Below are 20,218 nucleotides of genomic sequence, written 5' to 3'. Positions count from 1 at the left end.
TTCTGAAATTATATATAAAAATAGCACCTCACCGTTTGGTGGAGTGCTTGCGTAAATAAAACAAGTTAGTGAATTATTCCTGTATTGTTTTCTCGTTTTCAATTACCTTTCTCAATATCTTTATACCTGTGTAACCTAAAATAGAAACTTGCACTTGGTTCAAATCACTTTTGCCGTAATCATGTAGCTCTGAAATAGTGAGCTTACTAAAAAGAATGCTTTTATTGTTTGTATCCCGAATAACGTGGTATCCAAACAATGTGAAAACTGGATTCAAGTAAAGCAAATCTCCCATAGTATATAATTGTCCCAAAATTAAGAACAAAATAAGATTTGCCACAAGAGTCGAAGGATCTGAAATATCTAACGATATCATTGGAACAATGAAGGTTGCAAGATAATTTAAAGTTCCTTCTCCTGCGTCTTCATACTTACCAATTGGTTCATTACTGATTGTTCTTGCATGGATAATCAGAGAATAAACAATCGCTGACCAACTTAGCAAAACAATCATCACGAACATGGTGACTACTCCATAAACATGATGCAAAGCAAAAGCGGAAAAGTTATCGCGACAATCCCACATGCCTATTAATATTCTGGCATGTTGTATGCAGATTAATACGTATAGTGGCACATAAGACATGATATACATTGACCATTTCCAAAAAAAATTCATAATGATTAGCCCCTCTAGAAACGGCTGACCGCTAATGCTAAAATTTTCCCACAGATGACTCATCAGTAATCGGCGACTTTTGTGCTGTATCTGCGATAAACCTGATCAATTCTTTAATTTGCTTTTTATCTGTTGGATCTTTAACCTTCAAGAGATCATTTTCAAACATTACGTGATGAAATGAATTGATAAATACTTTATCGCTCATAACAGTTTTAAACACTGTATCGTTAAGAGCATCGAACAACTTATTGACCCTCTCGGCTCTGAACTTCAATTTAGAAACTGACTTTGCAATTACTGAATCTTTTCTCGTGACTGTTCGCAAACCAACGAGGGTGTCTTCTTGGATTTTGCTTCCCTGAAGAACAGTGTCAATAATGTTTTCCGACTCCGTCTTATAATATTCGGACATCCTAAAGAAGGTCTCAAAGCTTTTCACATTGGCAACATATAAAATATCATTATACAGAATCAGTGAAACGCCTAAGCTAAAACCAATAGTATTATTCAAATCGAATTTCTTTAGTTTTGAATCGTTTATGGATTTATGAACAATTATTCCTTTTTTCTGAAGCTGAGAATAATTCTTTATACCCCCAAAAAAGTACATGTATTCGTTATTAGGAAGCGCAATTCTGACGATGTAGCATTTCAAAGCATTGATAGTTAGCTTTCTTAGGTCAGTCTGAAAGTCATTTTTAGCAACCAACAAATCTACTAAATTATTGATGTTAGAATAATCACCTTTAGTCAGATATGAAACAGAATCAGCTTCCCCACCATTGAATGCATAATTCGACAAATCTGATCCTTCATAGGTAGTTTCTGAACTAATAAAATTTTCTAACAGCGCTTCTTGAACGCCAGGTTCAGTCAATGGAGCATAAAAGGACGGGAAATATTCCTTTTGGTGAGTTTTTTTATTGGTTCGGGTTCGATACCGTAATAAATACAGTTCTACATTGCCGATATAATCGTGTGTTTTCTTAAGTGTCCTTGCCTGCTGATATAAATTATCAAGCCCCTCAAGTTCCATATTTGTTACCTCCAAACATTGTTTGTGACCTCAGTATAGCAAAAATGGTGGTGGGTGGGTCCCCATCACCAACAAACAATATTTGGATGTACTGGCATTATATACAAACATTAGTTTGCAAGTCAACTAGTACAAAGCGAGCGGACGGAGTTGCACCGTCCAGTAACCGGTATCAATGCCTTCCCTTGTCTGCTGCTCGCATAATGGCCAAGATACCACCAAACATGGCCAATGTATTAAGGATGACTGGCTCCTTTTCCATTTTTCGCGGGGTTCTTCCAGTCGTGAGCCGCATGGTTTGTTTTCCGTTCGTACCCACTGAAGGATAAGCGGATATGCAACCGACGGGACTCGAACCCGCGACCTTTCAGCCACTCTAAAGGCTTTCTGGCTCTGCCAGCTGAGCTACGATTGCACTTGCTGTCCAGGCGATGGTTTCCGAGCCCTGGTTGTGGCAGCTTTCATAGCACTTCGCGTAGTGCTATCTCTGCGCTTCATTCCACCGCACGCGTCAGCATGTATGCACACGTTTGGTTTACCAACTGTGTTATTACTATGCGTGCCAGCGGACTCGAACCGCTGCTATATGATGGCTTCCGATGCACACGCACTAGGCATTAGGTGGTGAGCTGCATGACTGTTATGCCTCAATCTCAAATGCCTATACTACAATTTAAATCGTTTATCAGTGGGAATACCACCTGTTTTTGTCCCAAAATGTTAAAACCACTAAATTATTCCGCGTTGCTTTGCTAGCAGGCTTAGCAGTGCGAATCGCTTTCGGTACACTGCTGACCTGCCTATATGCAGTTGGTCGGCTACTTCTGCCCAACTATAGTAACCACAGTGCTGATAGCGTAGCTGGTACAGGCTGTACTGGCTCTCGTCCATCGCCGCAATCACAGCGTGGCAGTCCCGCTTTAGCTTATACAGATACTGTAGCCGTCGGTCATCGTCACGCTTGATGGCAATGCGTTCTTGCGGTCGAGCAATGACGGTTGACCGTCCACCACCGATGTTGTCGTCCTGCTCAGGGATGGGATGATCTAGCTCATACTCTCGCACACGGATATCGTGGTCGATAGTCTGGTAGTCTTCAAACAATTCATCTAACTCCGCTAAACGCCGTTTTGATAACTCTTCGATAGTTAGTCACCTTGCTCTCTTAGATATTCTTCATACGCCTGCGCCGCTCCCGCAGGTATGCCCTCTGGTGTATCTGGCATTAGTCGTCACCTCGAATCACGCAGTATATGATGTAGGCTGTAAACGCGACACTCGAGATGATGGCAATCGCGAACACGCCTACTATTAGCCAAAATATGAAGTTTAAAAACGTTAGCATTATCATTCCTCCACCAGCACGCGTTTGTATTGGTGCTTGCTGTCCACGCGTTCGCATTCGTCCCACGTCCATTGCGCGTCCGGATATCGGTATCCCGGTAGCTCCACCCGTGTGTGTCCTGACCGCGTCAGGTAGTAGTCATGCTGTGCGGCATGCGGGTAGTAGCGCACGAGGTAGTACAGGCGTGGCTCGTCCGGTAATTCGCCCATCGCGGCCGACTTGACCAGACCGCCGATGTACGATTTAAAGGTTTCTACCATCCGTAGCCTCCCCACGGGTCGATGTCTGCCAATGCTTCCGCGTAACAGTCGTGGCTACAATACACGTCCGTATCGATTCCGTAGCCTCCTTCGTACCAAACAAACTTCTTGTAGCACCAGGCGCAACGACGCCAATGGCCTTTATTTTTGCTCATCGCGCGCCCCCAGCAATTCCGGGTTCTCGTAAATGTTGCCGATGACGCTACTGTAGTCTGCCATGTCGACAATGCTCTCGATGGCCACCTGTGTGCCACCATAACGCAACAGTGGCTGGAACTGGCCGCCGTCAAACTTGACTTTGTATAGGTCGCCATTTTCATCACGCAGTACATCACCTTCGTAAATTTCCTTGCCGTTGCGGTCGTGCAAGCCGGTGTACTCTCCCACCGTCTCTGGGCGTATAGGAGTAGCCTCCAAGTTACGTGGCATCTGCCAATCACTAAATCCGTCGTGGACGATTGCGTACTCGTAGTCGTACTCTGGAATTGGGCCATTAGCTATGGGTGCTGGTGTATAAGGCAAATGCTTCACATATGCTCCGTATATCCACCGCACCACATCTTCAGGTGCCTGCGCGCTCGCCGCCCGAAACTTAATCTCTCTCATGCCGCACCTCCTGTACATCTTCCCGACTAAACTTCACACCATACTTCGTCCACATAAAGACATTTGTGATGGCGAGCCATTGCTTTTTAGTTGGTTGCACTCTAGGAGTATGACTTAGCTTCACCACAACATCGTATGCGGGGAACTTACCACCTTTAACCAAGGTATTCATTTTTTGGCGGTCTCCGTAGTAGATGATGTGACTTAGCCATGTTGTGGCTGGCATTTGAATCATCTTTCCCAGCATGGCTGTGGCTCCCTCGAGGGCACGGCGGAATTCTGGCCGTTCGTCCTCCAGCGCGGATACGACCTCCTCAAAGTCATCTAGGTCACCGCCATTGACTGTGACGGCCCATTTAGTCCACACCATCGCTATCCTCCGTATTGATTTCCTCGCGCTCGCAGTCCTCCAGGCCGTAGTGCTTGATTTCGGCCATGGTGAACTGCTGGGTTTCCTGGTGATTAGCCGCCCGATAAGCGGTGCCGATTCCGGCTGAAGTCTTCGTGTAATACGTTCCATCAGTCGTGTGCGGCACCTTAACGTTGTACTTCGTCGGCTCGACTACCGTGTAGCCGTTGACATAGGCACGTATGAGACGGTCTTCAAGGTCGTTGCCCTGTAATGCACCACCATGGCCGTTGGAATAACTTGTAATCGCGACAGATGGTCGGTACCTTGGATTCTTAGCCTTTTCCAGCACGTCCGCCTCTTCTTGGTTCACGGGTACCTTAGCCTTTGCTGGCACCATCTCGACTAGGTGACCGCCACATGCCCGAATGTAATGTACTGCATTGTCGTGATTAAATGCATAGCCAGCATTGTTGTCCATAAATTCAAACGTATCGAATTCTTCGGACCAGCCCAGATACCGTCCGTCATCGTTTTGCACCATCCACATGCTAGTCATGATTTGCCTCCTTCATTTTCCCTATTACATATTCGCTATACGATAGACCACATGCAGCAGCCTGGCAGGCAATCTCTTTGCAAATCTGTTCGAGTGCGTTTTTAAGGTCGTCATAGTGCACGCCATAATAGCTTTTGTCCTTCAGGTCAGCAATACGATTTGCCGCCAGAAGTCCAGCATCGCCGTGACAGAGATAGTGCTCGTCGTAACCCAGCTGTACCGTGTTGTCGATTAGTGCATTAATGCGTAACTGAATCGTTTGAGGGCCACCACCAGCAGTCATCAAGTACTGGACGATACTGCCAAGGCTGCCCACTCTAACTTCGCCATACATGCCCATCAAAGACACGTCTTTGGCAGTTGCGGCTTGGTATACGGCTGACCGCCAAGCCTTAGTTTCAGGACTTTTAGTCATGGTCGGTCACCTCCACATCATCAAGCGCACTATCTGCGGCATCTAAAGCGTCGCCAATATCTGTAATTGCATCATCTAGTGCTTCGAGAGCCACATCACCATCAGGATCAATCGAGTTTGTAATGTCCCACATGGCGTCCTTCGCATCACTAATGCATTTGCGATAGTACTTATATTCGACCTCGTCCATCAGTCTTCTACCCCCACTTTCTCGAATCCGCCTAGGCGGTATCGCTCGATTTCCTCGGCGGTAAACTGCTCGTCAGAAGTACGACTACGTGAGCTGTCGCGCACGGTGTTAATAGCGCCATCAAGGCCCTTGTATAACCAACTCGTTTTCTCGTCGCCCGCCCACTCTTCCGGTGCTTTGACGTACCACCGCTGCGGTTGCTTGACCGTCCAGCCGACGTCTAGGGCACGGAAGATGTCTTCGATGGACATATCGTGCTGACACTTAAGCTTGGTAACGTAATAATTAGCACTGTGCGTCGTTAACCCATGGCCAACTTCCTCCTTCAAACTAGTTAGTAGCTCCCCGGTGTACTTGCCTACTTCCACCGGCTCTGCTTTCTCGACCAGCTCGACGACACGGCTATCGCGGTGTTTAGCCGCTTCTCTTGTAGCGTCATCAACACTGACGTCAGTGTACGCGTAAAATTCTCGGGTGATGTTTGGACTGTCCCACGTTGTGTCCCGCAGCTCCCCGTCTTCATCTTTAATTGCGTATAAGCTCATTTCCCAAGTCCTCCATTTTCTTCCACGGCCACGATTGCGTTGCGTAGCGTCTGTATGCCGATACCCAGCGCCTTCGTTGCCCGCTTCTGGTCGCCGATTGCCTTGTACGTTCGGTAGTACATTGCCATCTCACGTGTCACCACCGGCTTTGCTGGTGCTGGTTGTGCATCCACAATCAACCGCACTGCCGTGACTTCTGGACTGCCGGCTGGTGCGTCCGCGATGCTGCCGTAGGTGTCCTCAATCGTGTGTACGGCCGCCATCAGCGCATGGTCACGCTCGTGCCGCTTGCGTAGCTGTTCGCGCCGTCTGCGGTATGCGTCAGCCGACTTCTTGGCCGCCTGCTTGCGGTCCCACTTCAGTTGCTCGGCGGGCGATAGCTGGTGCCGGATGTCGTACTCCTGTTGTTTACTTGCTGATATTCGCTTGTGCATATGCGTCCACCACCTGTCCGATTTGCAGGTCGTCGATGTCGGCGTACCGCTTAGCTTCCTGGCCGTTTGCCCGGTGATAGGTTGTCACCCGCTGGCTGTGGCCGTCGTTTACTTCCACATACATTTAGTTGTCCTCCGATGTTATATTAATAGTGACCACTTCGCCGTCCCACTTATCAGCAAGTGCCTGTGCTTTCTTTTTACCGAATTTCACAGCTCGGTTATATAAATTGGCAATGAAGACTCCCTCTGCGCCGGATTCATCCATTCTTTCGATTTGTTCAAGCCAGCCGTTGCCAATTTTCACCAGATAATACGTATCAATTACTTTTTCCATCGTTATCTCCTTCGATTAATCTCACCGCGTCCTCTGCTGACCGACACACGCCGTAAATTACGGCTGGGTATCGCTTAATCATCGCCGCAAAGCGTTTCTGGTCTTCGCGCAGACGACCACGGGCGTTTTTACACTCAATTAAAATCATGCGGCCATCACTGTGCCGGAATCCGGTTAGATCTGGCCACCCAGGTGGCGGTCCTGCCGAAAACAGGCGTCCGTCCTGGGTTCGTACTGTGCCGACATTCGTCCGGATAATGGTGCACCCATGTCGCGAAACGGCCAGCATTATCTCCGACTGAATTGCATGTTCTGACTTAATAGCTACGCCTCCTCGTATATGACGACCCATGAAGGCAATATGAAGGGTCAGTTGCACGCTGCATCCCGCGTCGCTGTAAAGGTTCAACCCGTTTTATGACGGATATGAAGGGTAATCGCGGAAAGTATCCCTATATATATACTTTTATTACTTATAAATACTTTCAGAAGTAACCCTTCATATGGTTCATAATAGGGGCTCAGCGCCCGGTGCTATGCGGCTCACAGCCGTTCGTAGGGCCTTCATGTACCCTTCATATTATTAAACAACAATTAAATATAAGTTAATTATTGGCAAAATTTAATCGCGGGTCTGTAATCGGTCTCACACCTTGGTACACATTGCCGTACATTGTGTGTTTTCGCGGATATTTGTCCGCCATCTCTTTACCAAATTTTGTGCTACTCATCATGTACTGGGCATTTTCACTCGCCCAGTTTTTATATGCCTTAAACGCTTCATTGGCTTTCCAGGTATATCCCGGTCCCACCTCTCCGACGTCCTCGACAAACGCGGTGAGCACATCCATCTCTGACCGGTAGTTTTTGCTGGCCTCGACGACAACATCCGGAGCGGTTAAGCCCTCACGTTGCCATTTCAGCGCGCCGTCCACCATCCAATTGAGAATGCCGATGGACTCGCGCTCCAGCTTGTACTTGAGGTCACGGTCGACTTTATCGTCCGGTATCTGCACCCGAAACGGGATGAGCATCAGCCGCCGCCAGATACCGTCGTCGGTCCCACGAATGATTGGCTTGTGGTTGGTCGCCAGCCAGAGCTTAAATTGCGGTTCGAACTCGAACTCTTGGCCGTATAGCTTGCGGGCCGTGACTTTGTCGCCACCGGTCAATTGCTTGACCAGGCCTTCGTCCAGTCGGTAGCCTTCGTTCGGTTCACTCGACGTAACCAGTCGTGCGCCTTTGAGTCGGGCAATGTCACTATTTGGCCCGGACTGCCGGTGCACCATGATGGTTTCAGCCTGAATGGTCTTAGCATAGCTACCCATGATGTTTGAGACTGTTTCCAGAAAGATTGATTTACCGTTGCGTCCTTTACCATGCAGAATAAACATGACCTGCTCTTTAGTACTCCCGGTGAGTGAATAGCCCAGCGCTTTTTGCAGGTACTCAATCAACGCTGTATCGCCATCGAATATCTGTTCCAAGAATCGTTGCCACTCGGGCGCGTCGACCTTATCGGTGTACTCAAAGTTGCCTTGCTGACTAAACATCTGCTTAACTTCGTGGTCGTGGAGCTCGCCGCTCGCTAGGTCGATGTAGCCGTTGTCGACGTTAAATAGCATGCTGTCGCGGTCGAACTCATCCGGTTGGACGGTCAGGCGATGCTTGGACTCTTCCACCATTGCGTTCTTACTGCGGTGCTGACGGCTAGTCTTCATAAACGCGGCCCATTTCTGCTGCATGTCCTCCGGCTTTACCTCTGGTGGGCAGATGATTTTCTCGTTTTTCAAGTCGTCGATGGTCAGGTCGACCATCTTGCCCAGCTCGCCAGTCGTATCAATCGTCCAAAAACTGCCGTTGTACGCATACCAGGCTTTATCGATTGGTGACCACCGGAGTACATCACCGAAGCGATCCACCAGCCGCTGTGCGTTACCAGTGTCGTCCCACGAGTGCGGCGGGAAGTCCTTGGGTTTGCCATCTTTCTTGTGTCCGAAGTTGAGCTTGTATTTCAGCGGTTCTCGCTCTGGATGATAGATGTGGTCGGTGTCGTTGATGGCCTTGTTGAGCAAACCCGCGCCATACGTCGTCTTGCCGTGCTTCTCGTCGTACTTTCCGCGCATGAGTGACGACTGCCGAAAAATTTCATCCATCTTGCTGTAGTCGCGGCCCGTCCAAAATGCTAAGTCGTTGGCAAACGCCAGGTCGGCTTCGGACTGTGATGGGTAAAATTGCTCCCAACCACCATTAAGCAGTAGCTTGATACGCTGGCCGGTCTTGCTGGCGAGCATCTTGGCGACAATCTCGTCGGCCGGCATGTTGTTCGGTCCACCGTCATCGCGGTCTTGATGGATCGCGATGACTTTCTTGGGTTCCAGATACTTCGTGTATAACCGTTTAAACTTCGCTTCGTTCGGCATGGTGACCACGTTGTACGGCCCCAGACGATTGCCGGTCATGGCGAAGAATCGCCCAGAATCGTACATCTCCACGTCACCAGACCGTCGCCGGTCACCAGGGATATGCCCCTTACCGATGATGTGGATGCCCTCGCCGGACATACTGACCTCGGTGTAGCTGTGCATTGCGGCCATAAATTCATACGCTTGATTGTCGGTGATGTCGCCGTCACGGTAGCGAGCAATTTCACCGCCAATGTGGTCAACGTCTACACCGATATACCCGTTCGCGAAGAAAAAGCCGAGTCCGTCCATCGAGTATGCAGCCAGTGCCGTTTTAGCTTCGTCAAATGTCACCCACTGCTTGCTATCTGTTGTGGACGTCTGTGTACCCGTCTTCGCACTGTACGGAATCTTCGTATACTTCTGTTTTTCAGGCTGCCAGATTTTTTGATACAGCCCCCATTGAGCTAGGGACTGAAGTTCTGCCGGTATCTGCTCATACATTTACTGTCCTCCGCTTAGAACGGCAAGTCGTCGTCCGTGACGTCGATACCGCCATCGTTCTGCTGACTGCCGGCTGCCTCATCCGTCTGCGAGAATTCGTGCTGTACGGTGGCGAACTTCGTTTCGTGTACATCCCACGGGGCTACCGTATTGATGTCGCGTACTTCGCCGTTGTAGTCATTCTTGGCTTTCTTGACGTGCACCAGCACCGGCTTGTGCAGGATGGCGTTGGCAAAGTCGTCAATGCTATTGAGCACCGTGCCTTCAGGAATCTTGGCCGCGTCAAGCACGTACTGTAGTTGGTCGAGGTCGTACTCGCTGGTCGCCTTACGACGCCAGTTGTCCCAGAAAACCACGCGGTTGTGGTACTTGCCGTTCGTGTTCGGCAGTGCTTCGTCCAAGTCATTCCGGACAGTCAGGCGGATTTGCAGTGACTCTGCCCCGTTCGGCGTGGCCCGTTCACCAGCCTGAGTGATAATCATCTCGTAATCACCCGTCGGTAATGGTTCGTAACTGTTCTCTTGATTTTTGCTGTAGTCAGCTTTCATAAATGCCATTTATGCTCTCCTCTTTTTCTGCGGCAGTTTAAAGCCGCGTGCTTTTGCTTGGTAGTAGGCCCAGCCCGGCTTGTACCCGCGGGTTTTGCCGATGCTGGCTAGGTCTTCAAAATTATTTGCTTGTTCCGGATCGCGTCGGTCTGGGTGATGGACTTGCATTTTAAAATCGGCGGTCGTGACCTTTTTTAGCTTTGCCGTCTCGTCCACATCCTGTGGCTTAGCGACCTGCTTCGGCTGGATGAACCCGCAAACCGGGCAAACCGTGACACCACCGGGAATAACCGCGAAGCATTGTGGGCACGTCCTAATCGCTGGTGCGTCGTCTTGCTTACGCGTGCGTTTTTTGCGGTTGTCCAGTGTCCAGTTACGCGGCATGTCCGGCGGCCCGAACCGCCATACATTCGCAACGTGGTCGATAATCACCGCACGTTTGCCTGGTCGGTAGCGCATGCCCCGCATTGATTGCTGAATAAACAGTGTCAGTGAGTCAGTCGGTCGAAGCATAATCACAGTCTGACAATCCGGCACGTCCACACCTTCCCCGAACAGTTCGGCGTTGACTAGAATCAGCGTCTTTCCTGTTCGAAAGCTGTTCATTACCCTTGATCGCGTCTTGACTGACGTTTTACCATCTACCTGTTCCGCTGGATAACCGGCGGCATTGAAAGCCTTGGCGGTATCAATGCTCGATTGTACGTTGTGGGTGTATACGATTGTCTTGGTGTTTTCTGCAAGCCGTTTGTACGTCTTGAGAACATTCCCAAAAATTGCTCTGACTTTGATGGCGTCATCCATAGACTTATTGCTAAAGTCTCCTGTGGAGTCACGTTTTAACTTGTTAACGTCAATCAACGTTGGCGCATAGTAGTCAAATGGTGCGAGATAGTTGTTGTCGATAAGCCAGTCAACTTTCGGGCCCAAAATTAGGTCCTGGTATACCTCACCCATACCGTTGCCGGATAATCGACTTGGTGTTGCTGTGAATCCAACTAGCGACGCTTCTGGGAACCGCTCGAATATTCGCTTGTAGCTGATTGCCAGCGAGTGATGGGCCTCATCGCATAATATTAATTGTGGTGGTTTCAACTTCTCCAGCCGACGGGTTACGGTTTGAACCATTCCGACATAGCAGTGATTCATGTTAACGCCCCACGCCGTAAAGGTTCGCTTGACCTGTTCAACTATTTCGCGCCGATGAACGATAAACAGAACCTCGTTTCCGCGTTCGGTAGTCATTCGGGCAATCTCTGCCATCGTGGCTGTCTTTCCAGAACCTGCCGGCGACTGAACTAACACACGTTGGTTTCCTGAAGCAAGCGATCTACGAGCCGCGTCCACAAGCTTTTGCTGATATGGCCGAAGCTCACCCATGCCGATAATTCCCCTTTCTTGGCGGTGTCAGCACTGCCTGAATTGGGTCCCACCCACGTTCCACCCGTGAATGGATTAGGTTGCGTCGGTATCCCATGGTTTGGTTCCATTCGTGCATGTTTTTGGTAACTCCGTCGATGGTGATTAACACTGGGCGTGGGTCTTCACCATATACAGAGTCGTGAGCCGACCTCCCTTGTTTTTCGTATCGGTCGCGAATCGCCGCCGCACTGAATTTCGAAACTTCTGACCACTCGCTTGCCGTGTGTGTAACACCGTTTACAGTCAGCCTGAAGTTATTGCTTCGGTTGTTTTGTTGCGTTTTCTGGTCAGCCCACCGGCAATTGCTAGGTTCATAGTTGCCATTGACGTCAATTCGGTCAATCGTTAGCCCACGCTGGTAGCCATTCGCTCTAGCCCACGAATCGAATGCCCAAAAGTTTTTGTTCCACTCATCACAGATTGTGATGCCGCGCCCGCCGTATCTTGAATATTTGTGGTTATTTGGATTTTGGCAGCGTTGCCTCATCGTGTTCCACACTGCGTACAGCGGATTGTCTATTACTCTGCTCATCCCCGTCACCTCCAAACGCAAACAGTTCTTCGATCGGCGCACTGGTCCGGTGGTCTAGCCTGTTTTTCGCGAAGATGGCGTCTGTGCCCTCCAGGATGACCCCGCGGCCACCCGTCTTGGGGTTGACCATTAACCGCCCTACGACGTCCGTCAGTCCCAGCAGTCCGTCACGCACGCTGTCACGGATAGCTGGCGCATACTGGGAAAACGACTGGCCGGACTCGGCAGTGATGTTGCGCGTGTTTTCCCAAGCGGTGACCAGGACGTTAATGGGCGCGTCCATAAAAACAGTTGTAAGCACCCGCGAGAAGTAGTTTCCCCACTGTCCATAATCTTGAATTTCGTTGCCGATACCGTTCTTGCTTTCTCGGCCACGCTCCACAAACCAGTCCTTCTCAAATGCAGAAACATTATCGACCACCAGATTGTCGTATCCATTGATACGGCTGTTGAGATTGGTGAGAAAATCTTTCCATTCCTCCGACGGCTTGCTGCGGTCGAATGGTTGTACGTCGATGTTTGGCAAACCGGCCAGCACCTTGCTGGAGTCGTCTAGATCCAACACCAGCGTCTTACCTTTTAGATAGCTGATGGCGGTCGTCTTACCCACGCCGGGCTTGCCATATAGCAACACACGCCAGTTTTTGGTGCGGGATAGACTGGACGCTGATTTAATCGGTTGCACTGTCGTCACCGCCCTTGATTACCATGTGTGCCAGACCAAACTGTACGATTTGCTCCATCAGGTCGCGCATGGAGACGTTAGTTTCACCAGCGATGGCTTTCAGCTTTCGATGGGTCGGAATACTGATGAACACTGGTGCGGTACCCTGACGTTGCTTTTTAGTGTGGATGACGAGCATGTCATCGGTTTCTGGTAGTTCCATTTACTTGACCTCCAGTCGTGTTGTCTGCTTCAAAATCGCCCCGTTCACTTCATCGCCAGCCTGTAGCCGTTTCTTAATCAAACTCTTATCCGGCCGATACTCGGTGTGCTCGACCAGCGTGTCGACGGGTAGCTTGCTTTCGTCCACGATGTCGACGCTCGTCGGGTTCTTGCGGACGCGGACTAACGTTTCGTCGGTCTCAATCTTCTGCCAGTCGTGTGCTTCCATGGTCGCCTTAGCGGTCTCCATCAGCCGCATAGCGAGATTGCGATGGGACTTCTTGCGGGCCTGGAGCGACTTAATTTTCTTGTCAATAGCGTCCACGGTGGCGTTCTCTTCTTCAGCAACGTGTACGTAGCTGATGAGCTTGTCCTCAATCTCACCTTGGATGGACTCCATGGTGTCAGCTAACACGTGTGGATCTAGTGTGTCTTCGTTGCCCAGCGCACGGAGCTTCTCTTCCTGCGCTGTTAGGTGATATAATGTAGTCATATAGATATCCTTTCTATTCTGCCGATACGGGTGTGACCGTGTCGGTTTTTTCGTGCTCCATTGCTTCGATATCACTAGCCAGTTCGTCAAGGATACGAAACTCGATGGCGGCTATCTGTGCGCTATCCAGCTCGCCGACGTTGTCTCCGCATAGACTGTATGACATATCCTTAGCTGCTGCTAGTCGTAACTCCGCCACGCGGTCGTAGATCGCCTGTGGGCTTGTTTGCCAAAATTCCATTGTGCTCACCTCCCTTCAATGTGGTTGTATAGCGTGTCGCCCGCGGCAGTGATGATGACCGCAAGTGCTAGCGTGAGTAAAAATAATGTGCTGAAATCTAGCATGGCTATACCCTCACTTTGTGATTGCTGGCGTACATGTCTAGGTCGTGGGTGTCGTACAGTACCTTGCCCATGATGACGACTGACGGCAGCGGCTCGTGCTGATTCCACCGCCAGAACGTTGCACGGGATACGCCCATGTACTGTGCAGCAGCGGACGTGTTTAAATAGCGTGGTTTGTCCATGTTAATCAGTCCTTCCTAGTGAGATAATTGCCTCCGAGAGGAGGTGATAAAATGAATTGGAACGATGCACAGGCTCTACAGTTTGCTTTAACCATTTTTGATAAAAAGGCTAAGTCCGCTCATGATTTGGTTTGGAAATCAAAGTTAGGCATTGCAACTTTTGAAACCTATTACGTCTATCAGGGCGTACCAGTGATTAAGCGTGAAATCGGTATCGAGATGGTTAATGATCTCAAGTCAAACTTAGCTGTGAAAGACAACCTATTTGGCCTAATACGCCACCAGGTACTATCCAATTTCCATTTTGGTGACGACAACCTTATCAGCAATAGTTTCTTTGACGATGTACCAGAGCTTTTGCTTGGAAAACTTTCTGCTTTGGTATCCAACCTGGACTTGGAAAGTACACAAATCGCTAAACCCGATACTGATACTGTTTGGAACTATCGGTCACTCGATGGTGGTATCTCACTGCCGTTCATCAGCACTGATGTGCTTGGCGAAGTAACACCCGTCAGCTTAGTTTCAAAAAATTTGCCTGATACTGAATAATGTTGTAGGCATATTGAAGACTTGCGTACGCTTGGTCGTGCGTTAAGTCTTCTTTTTTTAACAGCTCAACAATCTGCTTTCCACACTCTGCTACATCGGCGCTAAAAAGTTCATAAAGTTCATTAGGTTGGTTGTTCCGCTTGAATGACTGGAGATAATGTTCACGTGCGGTTTCTGTTTTCCAGTCTTCCATGTCTGCTGATTTATCCATAGTTAGTCCTCCTTAATAGTGGCGTTCTTTTCGTAGTAAGACTTTACGCGTGCAATAACCGCATCAAAGTTATTGAGTGTGAAGCCTTTTTGCGTTAACAAGTCGATTATTTTATTAACGACTTCGGTTTCCTCTTCGATTCCTTGAGTTTTGGATGTCATTTCGTGTGCCATCAGAATTGCCTCCTTAACCTTTCCTGCACCAAGTTCCATGAAGTATTTATCGACTACGTTCGCGTAGGATAACTGCGGGTCTGCCTTGCCATTCTCCCAGCGAGAAATCATGCTCTTACTGAATGCCAATTTAGAATCATGCTCGTTGATTGCTAACCAATCGTTGAGGTCATGCGCCAACTCGGCCAGTGATAGGTTCAGTAGCAACCGCTTTTCGTGTAGCTGTTCACCAAATGATGCTTCCATTGATTACACCTCCTTGTCTTCAGCTTCCACTGCCTCCACACGTGCTTCGTACAGCTTCAAAAACAGGTCACGAAATTCTCTGTACGCTTGTCGTATGCCGACCTGGTCGACCGGTTCGATGCGCTGGTTAAGTGACTCTCCATACAGTGCCAGTGACAGCTTGCGTAGACTGTCATGTATTTGCATGATATATGGACCTGTGCTCTCAACTACTGGACGGTCGGCAAAGTCGGTTGTGTTGTACTGATGCCGGCTGAATGTCTGGCCGCCGAGCCCGTTGCGATTTAAACGGGCTGTCATATCGTACCGACCATTAATGTCTCGTAGTTCTTCGGCTTGGATGGTTACGCCCTCGAACAATTTTCCTGCCGACCGTACGCCAGTATTTGGTGCCATCGCTTGTGCGACCGCCGATGCGATGACCTGCTGTAACTCGTCGCGAGTTATACTAATTTTTTCCTGCATTGTGTCTCGCCTTTCTTCTACTAGTCCTCCTTAATATCCAAAATGCTGTAGATCTTCTGGCGAACTGCGATGGCCTTAGGCGTTAGCGTCCCGTTGACTGCGCGGCTAACCTCGGCCTCACTCTCACCAATGTGTTTGCCTAATTCCTTCTGCGACCACCCACGTTCCTTACGCTTGCGGATAATCAACATCTGAATCTCAAGTGCTGCATCCTGTAGCTGTTGTTCTGGCATAAAAGCTGCCTCCTTTCTGTGCTGTATATTTGTTCTGTGCGATAATTACCTCCGAGAGGAGGTGATTAACATGGTGATGTCCGATAAAGAGCAACGTGCCCATGAAATTGCTTTGGCATACTTGAATGCCTATTTAGCTAGTCTTAGCGCAGAGGCTAAAAACAACGATTTTACTTCCGCTACCGGTAGTGAAGATGGAAAACCTCATGGAATCGATATCTACAAGGCAGTTTTCAGCTCGGCAATGCGGAGGCTTTAATTGGTGTTCGTATTGCCTAACCTAGAAAGGACGTTGTTGAAGTCGACAGGCTTATGATCTTTCTGTATAGCCCACAGCGCCTTTGCTAAACTCTCCAAAGAGCTTTTAGCACTTTCCATATCAATCAGTGCTTTTGTCTCGTAATGCTCCTGGCTACTTCCGATAGCTTGGAGTATTTTTTTTACATCTTTAGCGGATCCTTTAATAATCAGTTCCATGTGTTTCACCTCCTTTCATGATTTCTTATCAAGTAGTTGCAAAAAAGTATAGAATGTCGTACTATTTGGGCATAGCAAATAGCCTAACTTCGTCAATCCTTTAGTGGTCATTCCCGCCAAAGTCCGAACCGCTAAAGGCTTGTTAAGCTGTCGCTAATTACTTGATGAACCAAGAATAATAGTATTCCATACTTTTGTCAACTGATTATTTTAGTATTTTATACTTTTTCTTTGTTTATCGGACCGGAGATGTTGATATGACTGTGGTTGAACGAATTAAAGAATCTGCAAAAAAACGTGGATACAACTTAAAAACAACGGCTTTAAAGGCCGGACTTAGTGAAAACGCAATTTATAGCTGGAAAAGATATGCGCCTTCGTCCGATAAACTAAAAGCTGTTGCCGACGTTCTCGGTGTAACCGTTGACTATCTGCTAAGCGATACAAAAAATCAGTCAGTGCCGAAATCAAAGCAAGTCGACATTGACGACGATGATGTCATCATGACTTTTGAAGGCCGGCCTATCCCGCCTGAAGATGTGGAACTAATGCGTCGGTTGCTTAGGGGGTCACGCGATGGAAAATGATGACTACCTAACCCGGATAATAAATTATGGGCTTGACCACGGCGTTGGTGTGCAGACCACGAGTGAGCTTAGTCCATATACCCCCTGTGGAAGTAACCCAGCCACTCACATGATTGTGATCAATCATAACTGGCACATTCACAGGCAAATTCCATACCAAGCCGCACACGAAATAGCCCACGTCCTACACGAGGACCCGGGTGTTGTGTACTTCCACATACCAACGGCAAAACGCGGCATCGAGGCAGAGGCCAATCGAAGTGCAATCGATATACTGGCGCCAATGTACTTTGATGAGGTCGAGCCAGAGGATGCCAACATCGACGAGTTTCTGGATGCCTTTGCGATTCCTTCATATATGTACGATGTGACCTATAACGCAGTCCGAAAATTTTACGAAAATTGCTAGTACCAATACGTCCACACCCGAAGACGTTAAAAGCTGGAAAAATTAGGAGGCAATGAAATGAAATTCTGTCCTGAATGTGGTCATGAATTGGAAACACCAAATCCGAAGTTCTGCCCTAATTGCGGAACGTCAGTGACCAACAGCGCGACTACGAACGCTGACCAACCTATCGCCGCTAGTCAAGGCTACAATGCAGAAACTCCGGTACCACCAGCTATGGGGAACAGTATGTATCGTGACCTCAAAGAAGGACGCATCAAGGAGTACAAGAAGGCAATTGGGCTTCCAACGACTATTGACAACGTGATTTACGGGCAAATACAGCATTTAGCATCCGCTCTGGTCGGGCCGATCGCTACCATAGCAACCAACAAAAATGTGCTAGTCGATTTCGAGGACGACGGCGTATTCATTTTTGGGCTCAATGTGGCTTGCAATTTTAATGGCAAAAATGTTTGGGCCCCTGGAGCAAAAATCGAAATGTCTAGTGGTATGCTGAATGATTCTCTGGTTGTGGAAGCTAACGGCGAGCGTATAAAGTACACCGTTAGTAAACGGCTCCTTGGCATTCCTTGGCAAAAAGAAAACGCAAAGGCTGCGCTTGCAAAATTTAGTTAAGCACAAAAAATAGCCCATCCCCCGCCTGGACAGCTTTGGGATGGACTAAGAAAATTAGAGGACAGAAAACGATGGAAACGGACATAGATAAAATTCAGTACACAACCCCTGACAGCAAGAAGGAAAACAGAGGGCTTCCTAACGTTGGCAAAAAGGTTCCAGAACCAAAAAAAGCTACGCCTTCTCAGGATCCCAAAAAGTGATGTAATACTTTAGTCCAGTCTGAGTGTCCAAGTAAACACTTTGATGAATTGAATCTGCTTCTGCTTCCTCAATCGTGTTTAGTGCCCTGTAGCCACTCGGTAAGGTTGACAAAACAACATCGTTTGGTACGCCAGCAAGTGCATTGTAATTATTTAGCAGTCCCGACGCAACGTGTGCACCGTCGATTGTGAAGATGTCGACCTGTGTATAGCCGCCAGAATCGTACTGGGAAAATGCTCTTTCACGAGCCGTTAAATCGTGCCTATCACCGGTATCACGATGCGCAATCCAAATGGATACAAAAATATTCGCAACAATCGCCGATATGATCATTGATAAAATCTGAATTGACACTATGCCCCACTTGGCAAACGATGATGGCACAAACGAAACTGCTAAGGTCATAACTAAAAAGTAGTACAGGCCGAACAACACACGAACTGAATTAGTGTGTTCCTTTGGCATCATGCTTGAATATTTACCCGAATTTTGCAGATGGTTCAGATTCCAGTATCCTAAAGCTCCAGAAGCAACTATTGCCTGTAACAGTACATTCATTTAGTTAACCTCATATCATTTAACGTGAAATACTTTCACTTAATTATAGCATAAAAAAGCTCATCCCCCTACCGACCAAAGTAATCAGGGATGAGCTAATACGCACGCAAACGCTGTTTGTGTACTCCAATATACTACCATAGGAGGTATAATCATGCCAAAACGCACAAACACACACATATACAAATACGCTACCAAAACCGGCAAGCAATTTTATGGCTTTAAAATTTATCTCGGCATCAATCCACTGACCGGTAAAAAGGTAGAGCGTACGCGTGGACGCTTTGACAGTTACGCCGCCGCTGACCGTGAGTATAAAGCCATGGCCGCGGCCGGCATACAGACGGAGTATGACGATAACATGACTGTCGAAGATTTATACGCAAAGTGGTTTGAGGTGCACAAGCAGTCGGTCAAGCCTATCACCCAGTACACCATCAAGAGCCTGTGGAAGAATCATATCAAGCCACAAATTGGCAATTATCGCGTAAACAAGGCTACTCCTCAGGTTATGCAAGATTACGCTAACAAACTACCGGAGCACCTGGTTAACTACAAGCTGACTCTGTCGTACGTAAAAGCAATGTTTAGGTACGCTGTCAGCAAAGGCTTTATTGACAGCAGTCCGATGGATCATGTCGATACTCCGGTATCAAAAATTCCGAACAAACATACCGGGCCAAAATTCTACGAGCATGACCAGCTAACCGAATTCTTACAAGCGGCCAAGAAAGCTGGTATATGGCCGGAGATGTTTTTTACTCTCGTGGCGATGTCGGGCATGCGTCGCGGTGAGGCTTTGGCACTGCGCTGGGACGACCTCGACACCGCCGCGATGACTATCAGTGTGACTAAGACCGTGACTACTGACGAAAATGGCAAGCAAACACTTGGGCCCACAAAAAATAGCGTTCGGCGGGTTATCCCACTAAACGCTAAGCTACTGCCGTTGCTTCGACGATACCGGCTACAATCTGTTCCTGGCAAATACATTTTTAGAACTGTTGCCAAGGACAAGCCACTGACTCGCCAGTACATTGACTGGCAACTCCGCAACGTGTACGCCACCCTGGATCCCGATAGTAAGCTGCCACGCATAACTACACATGGCCTGCGCCACACCTTCGCGTCGCTTGTTTTCGAAAGTAACCCCGAGGTCACCCCGAAAGACATGCAGAACTTGCTAGGTGATGAGACTATGCGTGTAGTCATGGAAATCTACGTTCACGCCACCAAAGAAGGACGTGATCGTACTCGACAAGCAGTAAACAGTCTGAATATTCTGTGACCAAAAACTCACCGAAAATCTACCGAATAAAATGCAACAACGCGAAACGCCGTGAACCAAAGAACACTGATATATCAACGTTTTGCAACGCCCCGAAACGGCGCGAAACACGAATAATTGAC

34 protein-coding genes are annotated in these 20,218 nt (G+C 48.4%); 6 read left to right on the top strand and 28 right to left on the bottom strand.

The genetic code is table 11. From position 1 onward, the window contains the following. Positions 1–73: 73 nt before the first annotated feature. From LPA02S_RS05540 to LPA02S_RS05445, 22 genes are all read right to left on the bottom strand, one after another. On the bottom strand, positions 74–679 hold the full coding sequence (locus tag LPA02S_RS05540) for a KwaA family protein (RefSeq protein ID WP_054651264.1): 606 nt from the start codon (positions 677–679) through the stop codon (positions 74–76). 37 nt (positions 680–716) lie between these two features. Further along, a complete protein-coding gene (locus tag LPA02S_RS05535; protein ID WP_056956085.1) occupies positions 717–1,718 on the bottom strand; it encodes a Kiwa anti-phage protein KwaB-like domain-containing protein in 1,002 nt (333 codons plus the stop codon). 729 nt (positions 1,719–2,447) lie between these two features. Further along, entirely contained in the window at positions 2,448–2,822 is a 375-nt protein-coding gene (locus LPA02S_RS05530) for a DUF722 domain-containing protein (RefSeq protein ID WP_054651258.1), read from the bottom strand. 243 nt (positions 2,823–3,065) lie between these two features. After that, complete coding sequence (locus LPA02S_RS05525) at positions 3,066–3,323, bottom strand: hypothetical protein (RefSeq protein ID WP_054651256.1); 258 nt, start codon at positions 3,321–3,323, stop codon at positions 3,066–3,068. Positions 3,324–3,464: 141 nt separating this feature from the next. Beyond that, positions 3,465–3,929, bottom strand: coding sequence for a YopX family protein (locus LPA02S_RS05520; RefSeq protein ID WP_054651254.1), 465 nt, complete (start codon positions 3,927–3,929; stop codon positions 3,465–3,467). Beyond that, positions 3,916–4,299, bottom strand: a complete 384-nt coding sequence (locus tag LPA02S_RS05515; RefSeq protein WP_056956084.1) for a hypothetical protein — start codon at positions 4,297–4,299, stop codon at positions 3,916–3,918. Before LPA02S_RS05515 ends, LPA02S_RS05520 begins: the two co-directional genes overlap by 14 nt. Then, positions 4,286–4,837 carry a DUF1642 domain-containing protein gene (locus tag LPA02S_RS05510; protein ID WP_054651249.1) on the bottom strand — a complete coding sequence of 184 codons (552 nt, stop codon included), beginning with the start codon at positions 4,835–4,837 and terminating at the stop codon, positions 4,286–4,288. The genes LPA02S_RS05515 and LPA02S_RS05510 overlap by 14 nt, the downstream gene beginning before the upstream one ends. Next, positions 4,830–5,252 (bottom strand): hypothetical protein, encoded by a 423-nt coding sequence (locus LPA02S_RS05505; RefSeq protein WP_056956083.1) that lies wholly within the window; start codon positions 5,250–5,252, stop codon positions 4,830–4,832. The genes LPA02S_RS05510 and LPA02S_RS05505 overlap by 8 nt, the downstream gene beginning before the upstream one ends. After that, positions 5,245–5,442: a hypothetical protein gene (locus LPA02S_RS05500; RefSeq protein ID WP_054651245.1), complete on the bottom strand. Its 198-nt coding sequence runs from the start codon at positions 5,440–5,442 to the stop codon at positions 5,245–5,247. The genes LPA02S_RS05505 and LPA02S_RS05500 overlap by 8 nt, the downstream gene beginning before the upstream one ends. After that, positions 5,442–5,987, bottom strand: coding sequence for a DUF1642 domain-containing protein (locus LPA02S_RS05495; protein ID WP_054651243.1), 546 nt, complete (start codon positions 5,985–5,987; stop codon positions 5,442–5,444). Before LPA02S_RS05495 ends, LPA02S_RS05500 begins: the two co-directional genes overlap by 1 nt. Continuing rightward, positions 5,984–6,421, bottom strand: coding sequence for a hypothetical protein (locus LPA02S_RS05490; protein WP_054651241.1), 438 nt, complete (start codon positions 6,419–6,421; stop codon positions 5,984–5,986). The genes LPA02S_RS05495 and LPA02S_RS05490 overlap by 4 nt, the downstream gene beginning before the upstream one ends. After that, the gene (locus LPA02S_RS11645) at positions 6,396–6,545 is read right to left on the bottom strand and encodes a hypothetical protein (protein ID WP_156302175.1); all 150 of its coding nucleotides are present in this window, start codon (positions 6,543–6,545) and stop codon (positions 6,396–6,398) included. Before LPA02S_RS11645 ends, LPA02S_RS05490 begins: the two co-directional genes overlap by 26 nt. Then, on the bottom strand, positions 6,546–6,758 hold the full coding sequence (locus LPA02S_RS05485) for a hypothetical protein (protein ID WP_054651239.1): 213 nt from the start codon (positions 6,756–6,758) through the stop codon (positions 6,546–6,548). Next, positions 6,742–7,080 (bottom strand): VRR-NUC domain-containing protein, encoded by a 339-nt coding sequence (locus tag LPA02S_RS11515; protein ID WP_082405484.1) that lies wholly within the window; start codon positions 7,078–7,080, stop codon positions 6,742–6,744. Before LPA02S_RS11515 ends, LPA02S_RS05485 begins: the two co-directional genes overlap by 17 nt. Before the next feature lie 283 nt (positions 7,081–7,363). Next, positions 7,364–9,667 carry a phage/plasmid primase, P4 family gene (locus LPA02S_RS05480; protein WP_056956082.1) on the bottom strand — a complete coding sequence of 768 codons (2,304 nt, stop codon included), beginning with the start codon at positions 9,665–9,667 and terminating at the stop codon, positions 7,364–7,366. Between the two features lie 14 nt (positions 9,668–9,681). After that, on the bottom strand, positions 9,682–10,224 hold the full coding sequence (locus tag LPA02S_RS05475) for a DUF669 domain-containing protein (RefSeq protein WP_054651237.1): 543 nt from the start codon (positions 10,222–10,224) through the stop codon (positions 9,682–9,684). Beyond that, positions 10,225–11,595 (bottom strand): DEAD/DEAH box helicase, encoded by a 1,371-nt coding sequence (locus LPA02S_RS05470; protein WP_056956081.1) that lies wholly within the window; start codon positions 11,593–11,595, stop codon positions 10,225–10,227. A 500-nt stretch (positions 11,596–12,095) separates the two neighbouring features. Beyond that, a complete protein-coding gene (locus tag LPA02S_RS05465; RefSeq protein ID WP_082405481.1) occupies positions 12,096–12,854 on the bottom strand; it encodes an AAA family ATPase in 759 nt (252 codons plus the stop codon). Then, positions 12,841–13,056 carry a hypothetical protein gene (locus LPA02S_RS05460; RefSeq protein ID WP_054651233.1) on the bottom strand — a complete coding sequence of 72 codons (216 nt, stop codon included), beginning with the start codon at positions 13,054–13,056 and terminating at the stop codon, positions 12,841–12,843. Before LPA02S_RS05460 ends, LPA02S_RS05465 begins: the two co-directional genes overlap by 14 nt. Beyond that, complete coding sequence (locus LPA02S_RS05455) at positions 13,057–13,548, bottom strand: siphovirus Gp157 family protein (protein WP_056956080.1); 492 nt, start codon at positions 13,546–13,548, stop codon at positions 13,057–13,059. It lies immediately after the preceding gene. Positions 13,549–13,561: 13 nt separating this feature from the next. Next, positions 13,562–13,789, bottom strand: a complete 228-nt coding sequence (locus LPA02S_RS05450; RefSeq protein WP_056956079.1) for a hypothetical protein — start codon at positions 13,787–13,789, stop codon at positions 13,562–13,564. A gap of 106 nt (positions 13,790–13,895) precedes the next feature. After that, entirely contained in the window at positions 13,896–14,075 is a 180-nt protein-coding gene (locus tag LPA02S_RS05445) for a helix-turn-helix domain-containing protein (protein WP_054651229.1), read from the bottom strand. A gap of 51 nt (positions 14,076–14,126) precedes the next feature. Between LPA02S_RS05445 and LPA02S_RS05440 the strand changes: the two genes are divergently transcribed. Further along, positions 14,127–14,627, top strand: coding sequence for a hypothetical protein (locus tag LPA02S_RS05440; protein ID WP_056956078.1), 501 nt, complete (start codon positions 14,127–14,129; stop codon positions 14,625–14,627). On the opposite strand, the gene LPA02S_RS05435 is transcribed toward LPA02S_RS05440, so the two are convergent. The 4 genes from LPA02S_RS05435 to LPA02S_RS05420 are packed head-to-tail and all read right to left on the bottom strand — an operon-like array spanning position 14,590 to position 15,955. Further along, positions 14,590–14,838 (bottom strand): hypothetical protein, encoded by a 249-nt coding sequence (locus LPA02S_RS05435; protein WP_056956077.1) that lies wholly within the window; start codon positions 14,836–14,838, stop codon positions 14,590–14,592. The two genes, LPA02S_RS05440 and LPA02S_RS05435, sit on opposite strands and share 38 nt — an antisense overlap. A 2-nt stretch (positions 14,839–14,840) precedes the next feature. After that, positions 14,841–15,257, bottom strand: a complete 417-nt coding sequence (locus tag LPA02S_RS05430; RefSeq protein WP_054651225.1) for a hypothetical protein — start codon at positions 15,255–15,257, stop codon at positions 14,841–14,843. Between the two features lie 3 nt (positions 15,258–15,260). Further along, the gene (locus tag LPA02S_RS05425; protein WP_056956076.1) at positions 15,261–15,722 is read right to left on the bottom strand and encodes a hypothetical protein; all 462 of its coding nucleotides are present in this window, start codon (positions 15,720–15,722) and stop codon (positions 15,261–15,263) included. 20 nt (positions 15,723–15,742) lie between these two features. Beyond that, positions 15,743–15,955 (bottom strand): helix-turn-helix domain-containing protein, encoded by a 213-nt coding sequence (locus LPA02S_RS05420; protein WP_054651221.1) that lies wholly within the window; start codon positions 15,953–15,955, stop codon positions 15,743–15,745. 70 nt (positions 15,956–16,025) lie between these two features. Here LPA02S_RS05420 and LPA02S_RS05415 point away from each other — a divergent pair, with 70 nt between their 5' ends. Continuing rightward, entirely contained in the window at positions 16,026–16,214 is a 189-nt protein-coding gene (locus LPA02S_RS05415; RefSeq protein ID WP_054651219.1) for a hypothetical protein, read from the top strand. Here the strand turns inward: LPA02S_RS05415 and LPA02S_RS05410 are convergent. Further along, the gene (locus LPA02S_RS05410; protein WP_054651217.1) at positions 16,211–16,432 is read right to left on the bottom strand and encodes a hypothetical protein; all 222 of its coding nucleotides are present in this window, start codon (positions 16,430–16,432) and stop codon (positions 16,211–16,213) included. The two genes, LPA02S_RS05415 and LPA02S_RS05410, sit on opposite strands and share 4 nt — an antisense overlap. A gap of 257 nt (positions 16,433–16,689) precedes the next feature. On the opposite strand from LPA02S_RS05410, the gene LPA02S_RS05405 reads away from it, so the two are divergent. The 3 genes from LPA02S_RS05405 to LPA02S_RS05395 are packed head-to-tail and all read left to right on the top strand — an operon-like array spanning position 16,690 to position 18,046. Then, positions 16,690–17,019: a helix-turn-helix domain-containing protein gene (locus LPA02S_RS05405; RefSeq protein WP_056956075.1), complete on the top strand. Its 330-nt coding sequence runs from the start codon at positions 16,690–16,692 to the stop codon at positions 17,017–17,019. Beyond that, complete coding sequence (locus LPA02S_RS05400; protein WP_054651215.1) at positions 17,009–17,428, top strand: ImmA/IrrE family metallo-endopeptidase; 420 nt, start codon at positions 17,009–17,011, stop codon at positions 17,426–17,428. The genes LPA02S_RS05405 and LPA02S_RS05400 overlap by 11 nt, the downstream gene beginning before the upstream one ends. A 57-nt stretch (positions 17,429–17,485) precedes the next feature. Further along, positions 17,486–18,046 carry a zinc ribbon domain-containing protein gene (locus LPA02S_RS05395; protein WP_056956074.1) on the top strand — a complete coding sequence of 187 codons (561 nt, stop codon included), beginning with the start codon at positions 17,486–17,488 and terminating at the stop codon, positions 18,044–18,046. A gap of 174 nt (positions 18,047–18,220) precedes the next feature. On the opposite strand, the gene LPA02S_RS05390 is transcribed toward LPA02S_RS05395, so the two are convergent. Continuing rightward, positions 18,221–18,808, bottom strand: a complete 588-nt coding sequence (locus LPA02S_RS05390) for a hypothetical protein (RefSeq protein WP_054651211.1) — start codon at positions 18,806–18,808, stop codon at positions 18,221–18,223. 154 nt (positions 18,809–18,962) lie between these two features. Here LPA02S_RS05390 and LPA02S_RS05385 point away from each other — a divergent pair, with 154 nt between their 5' ends. Continuing rightward, positions 18,963–20,096: a tyrosine-type recombinase/integrase gene (locus tag LPA02S_RS05385; protein WP_056956073.1), complete on the top strand. Its 1,134-nt coding sequence runs from the start codon at positions 18,963–18,965 to the stop codon at positions 20,094–20,096. Positions 20,097–20,218: the final 122 nt, after the last annotated feature.

It is taken from the genome of Lacticaseibacillus pantheris DSM 15945 = JCM 12539 = NBRC 106106 (assembly GCF_001591865.1).
GTDB lineage: Bacteria > Bacillota > Bacilli > Lactobacillales > Lactobacillaceae > Lacticaseibacillus > Lacticaseibacillus pantheris.
Note: the sequence above shows the minus strand (reverse complement) of the source record. Positions and strands in the feature narration are given on the sequence as shown.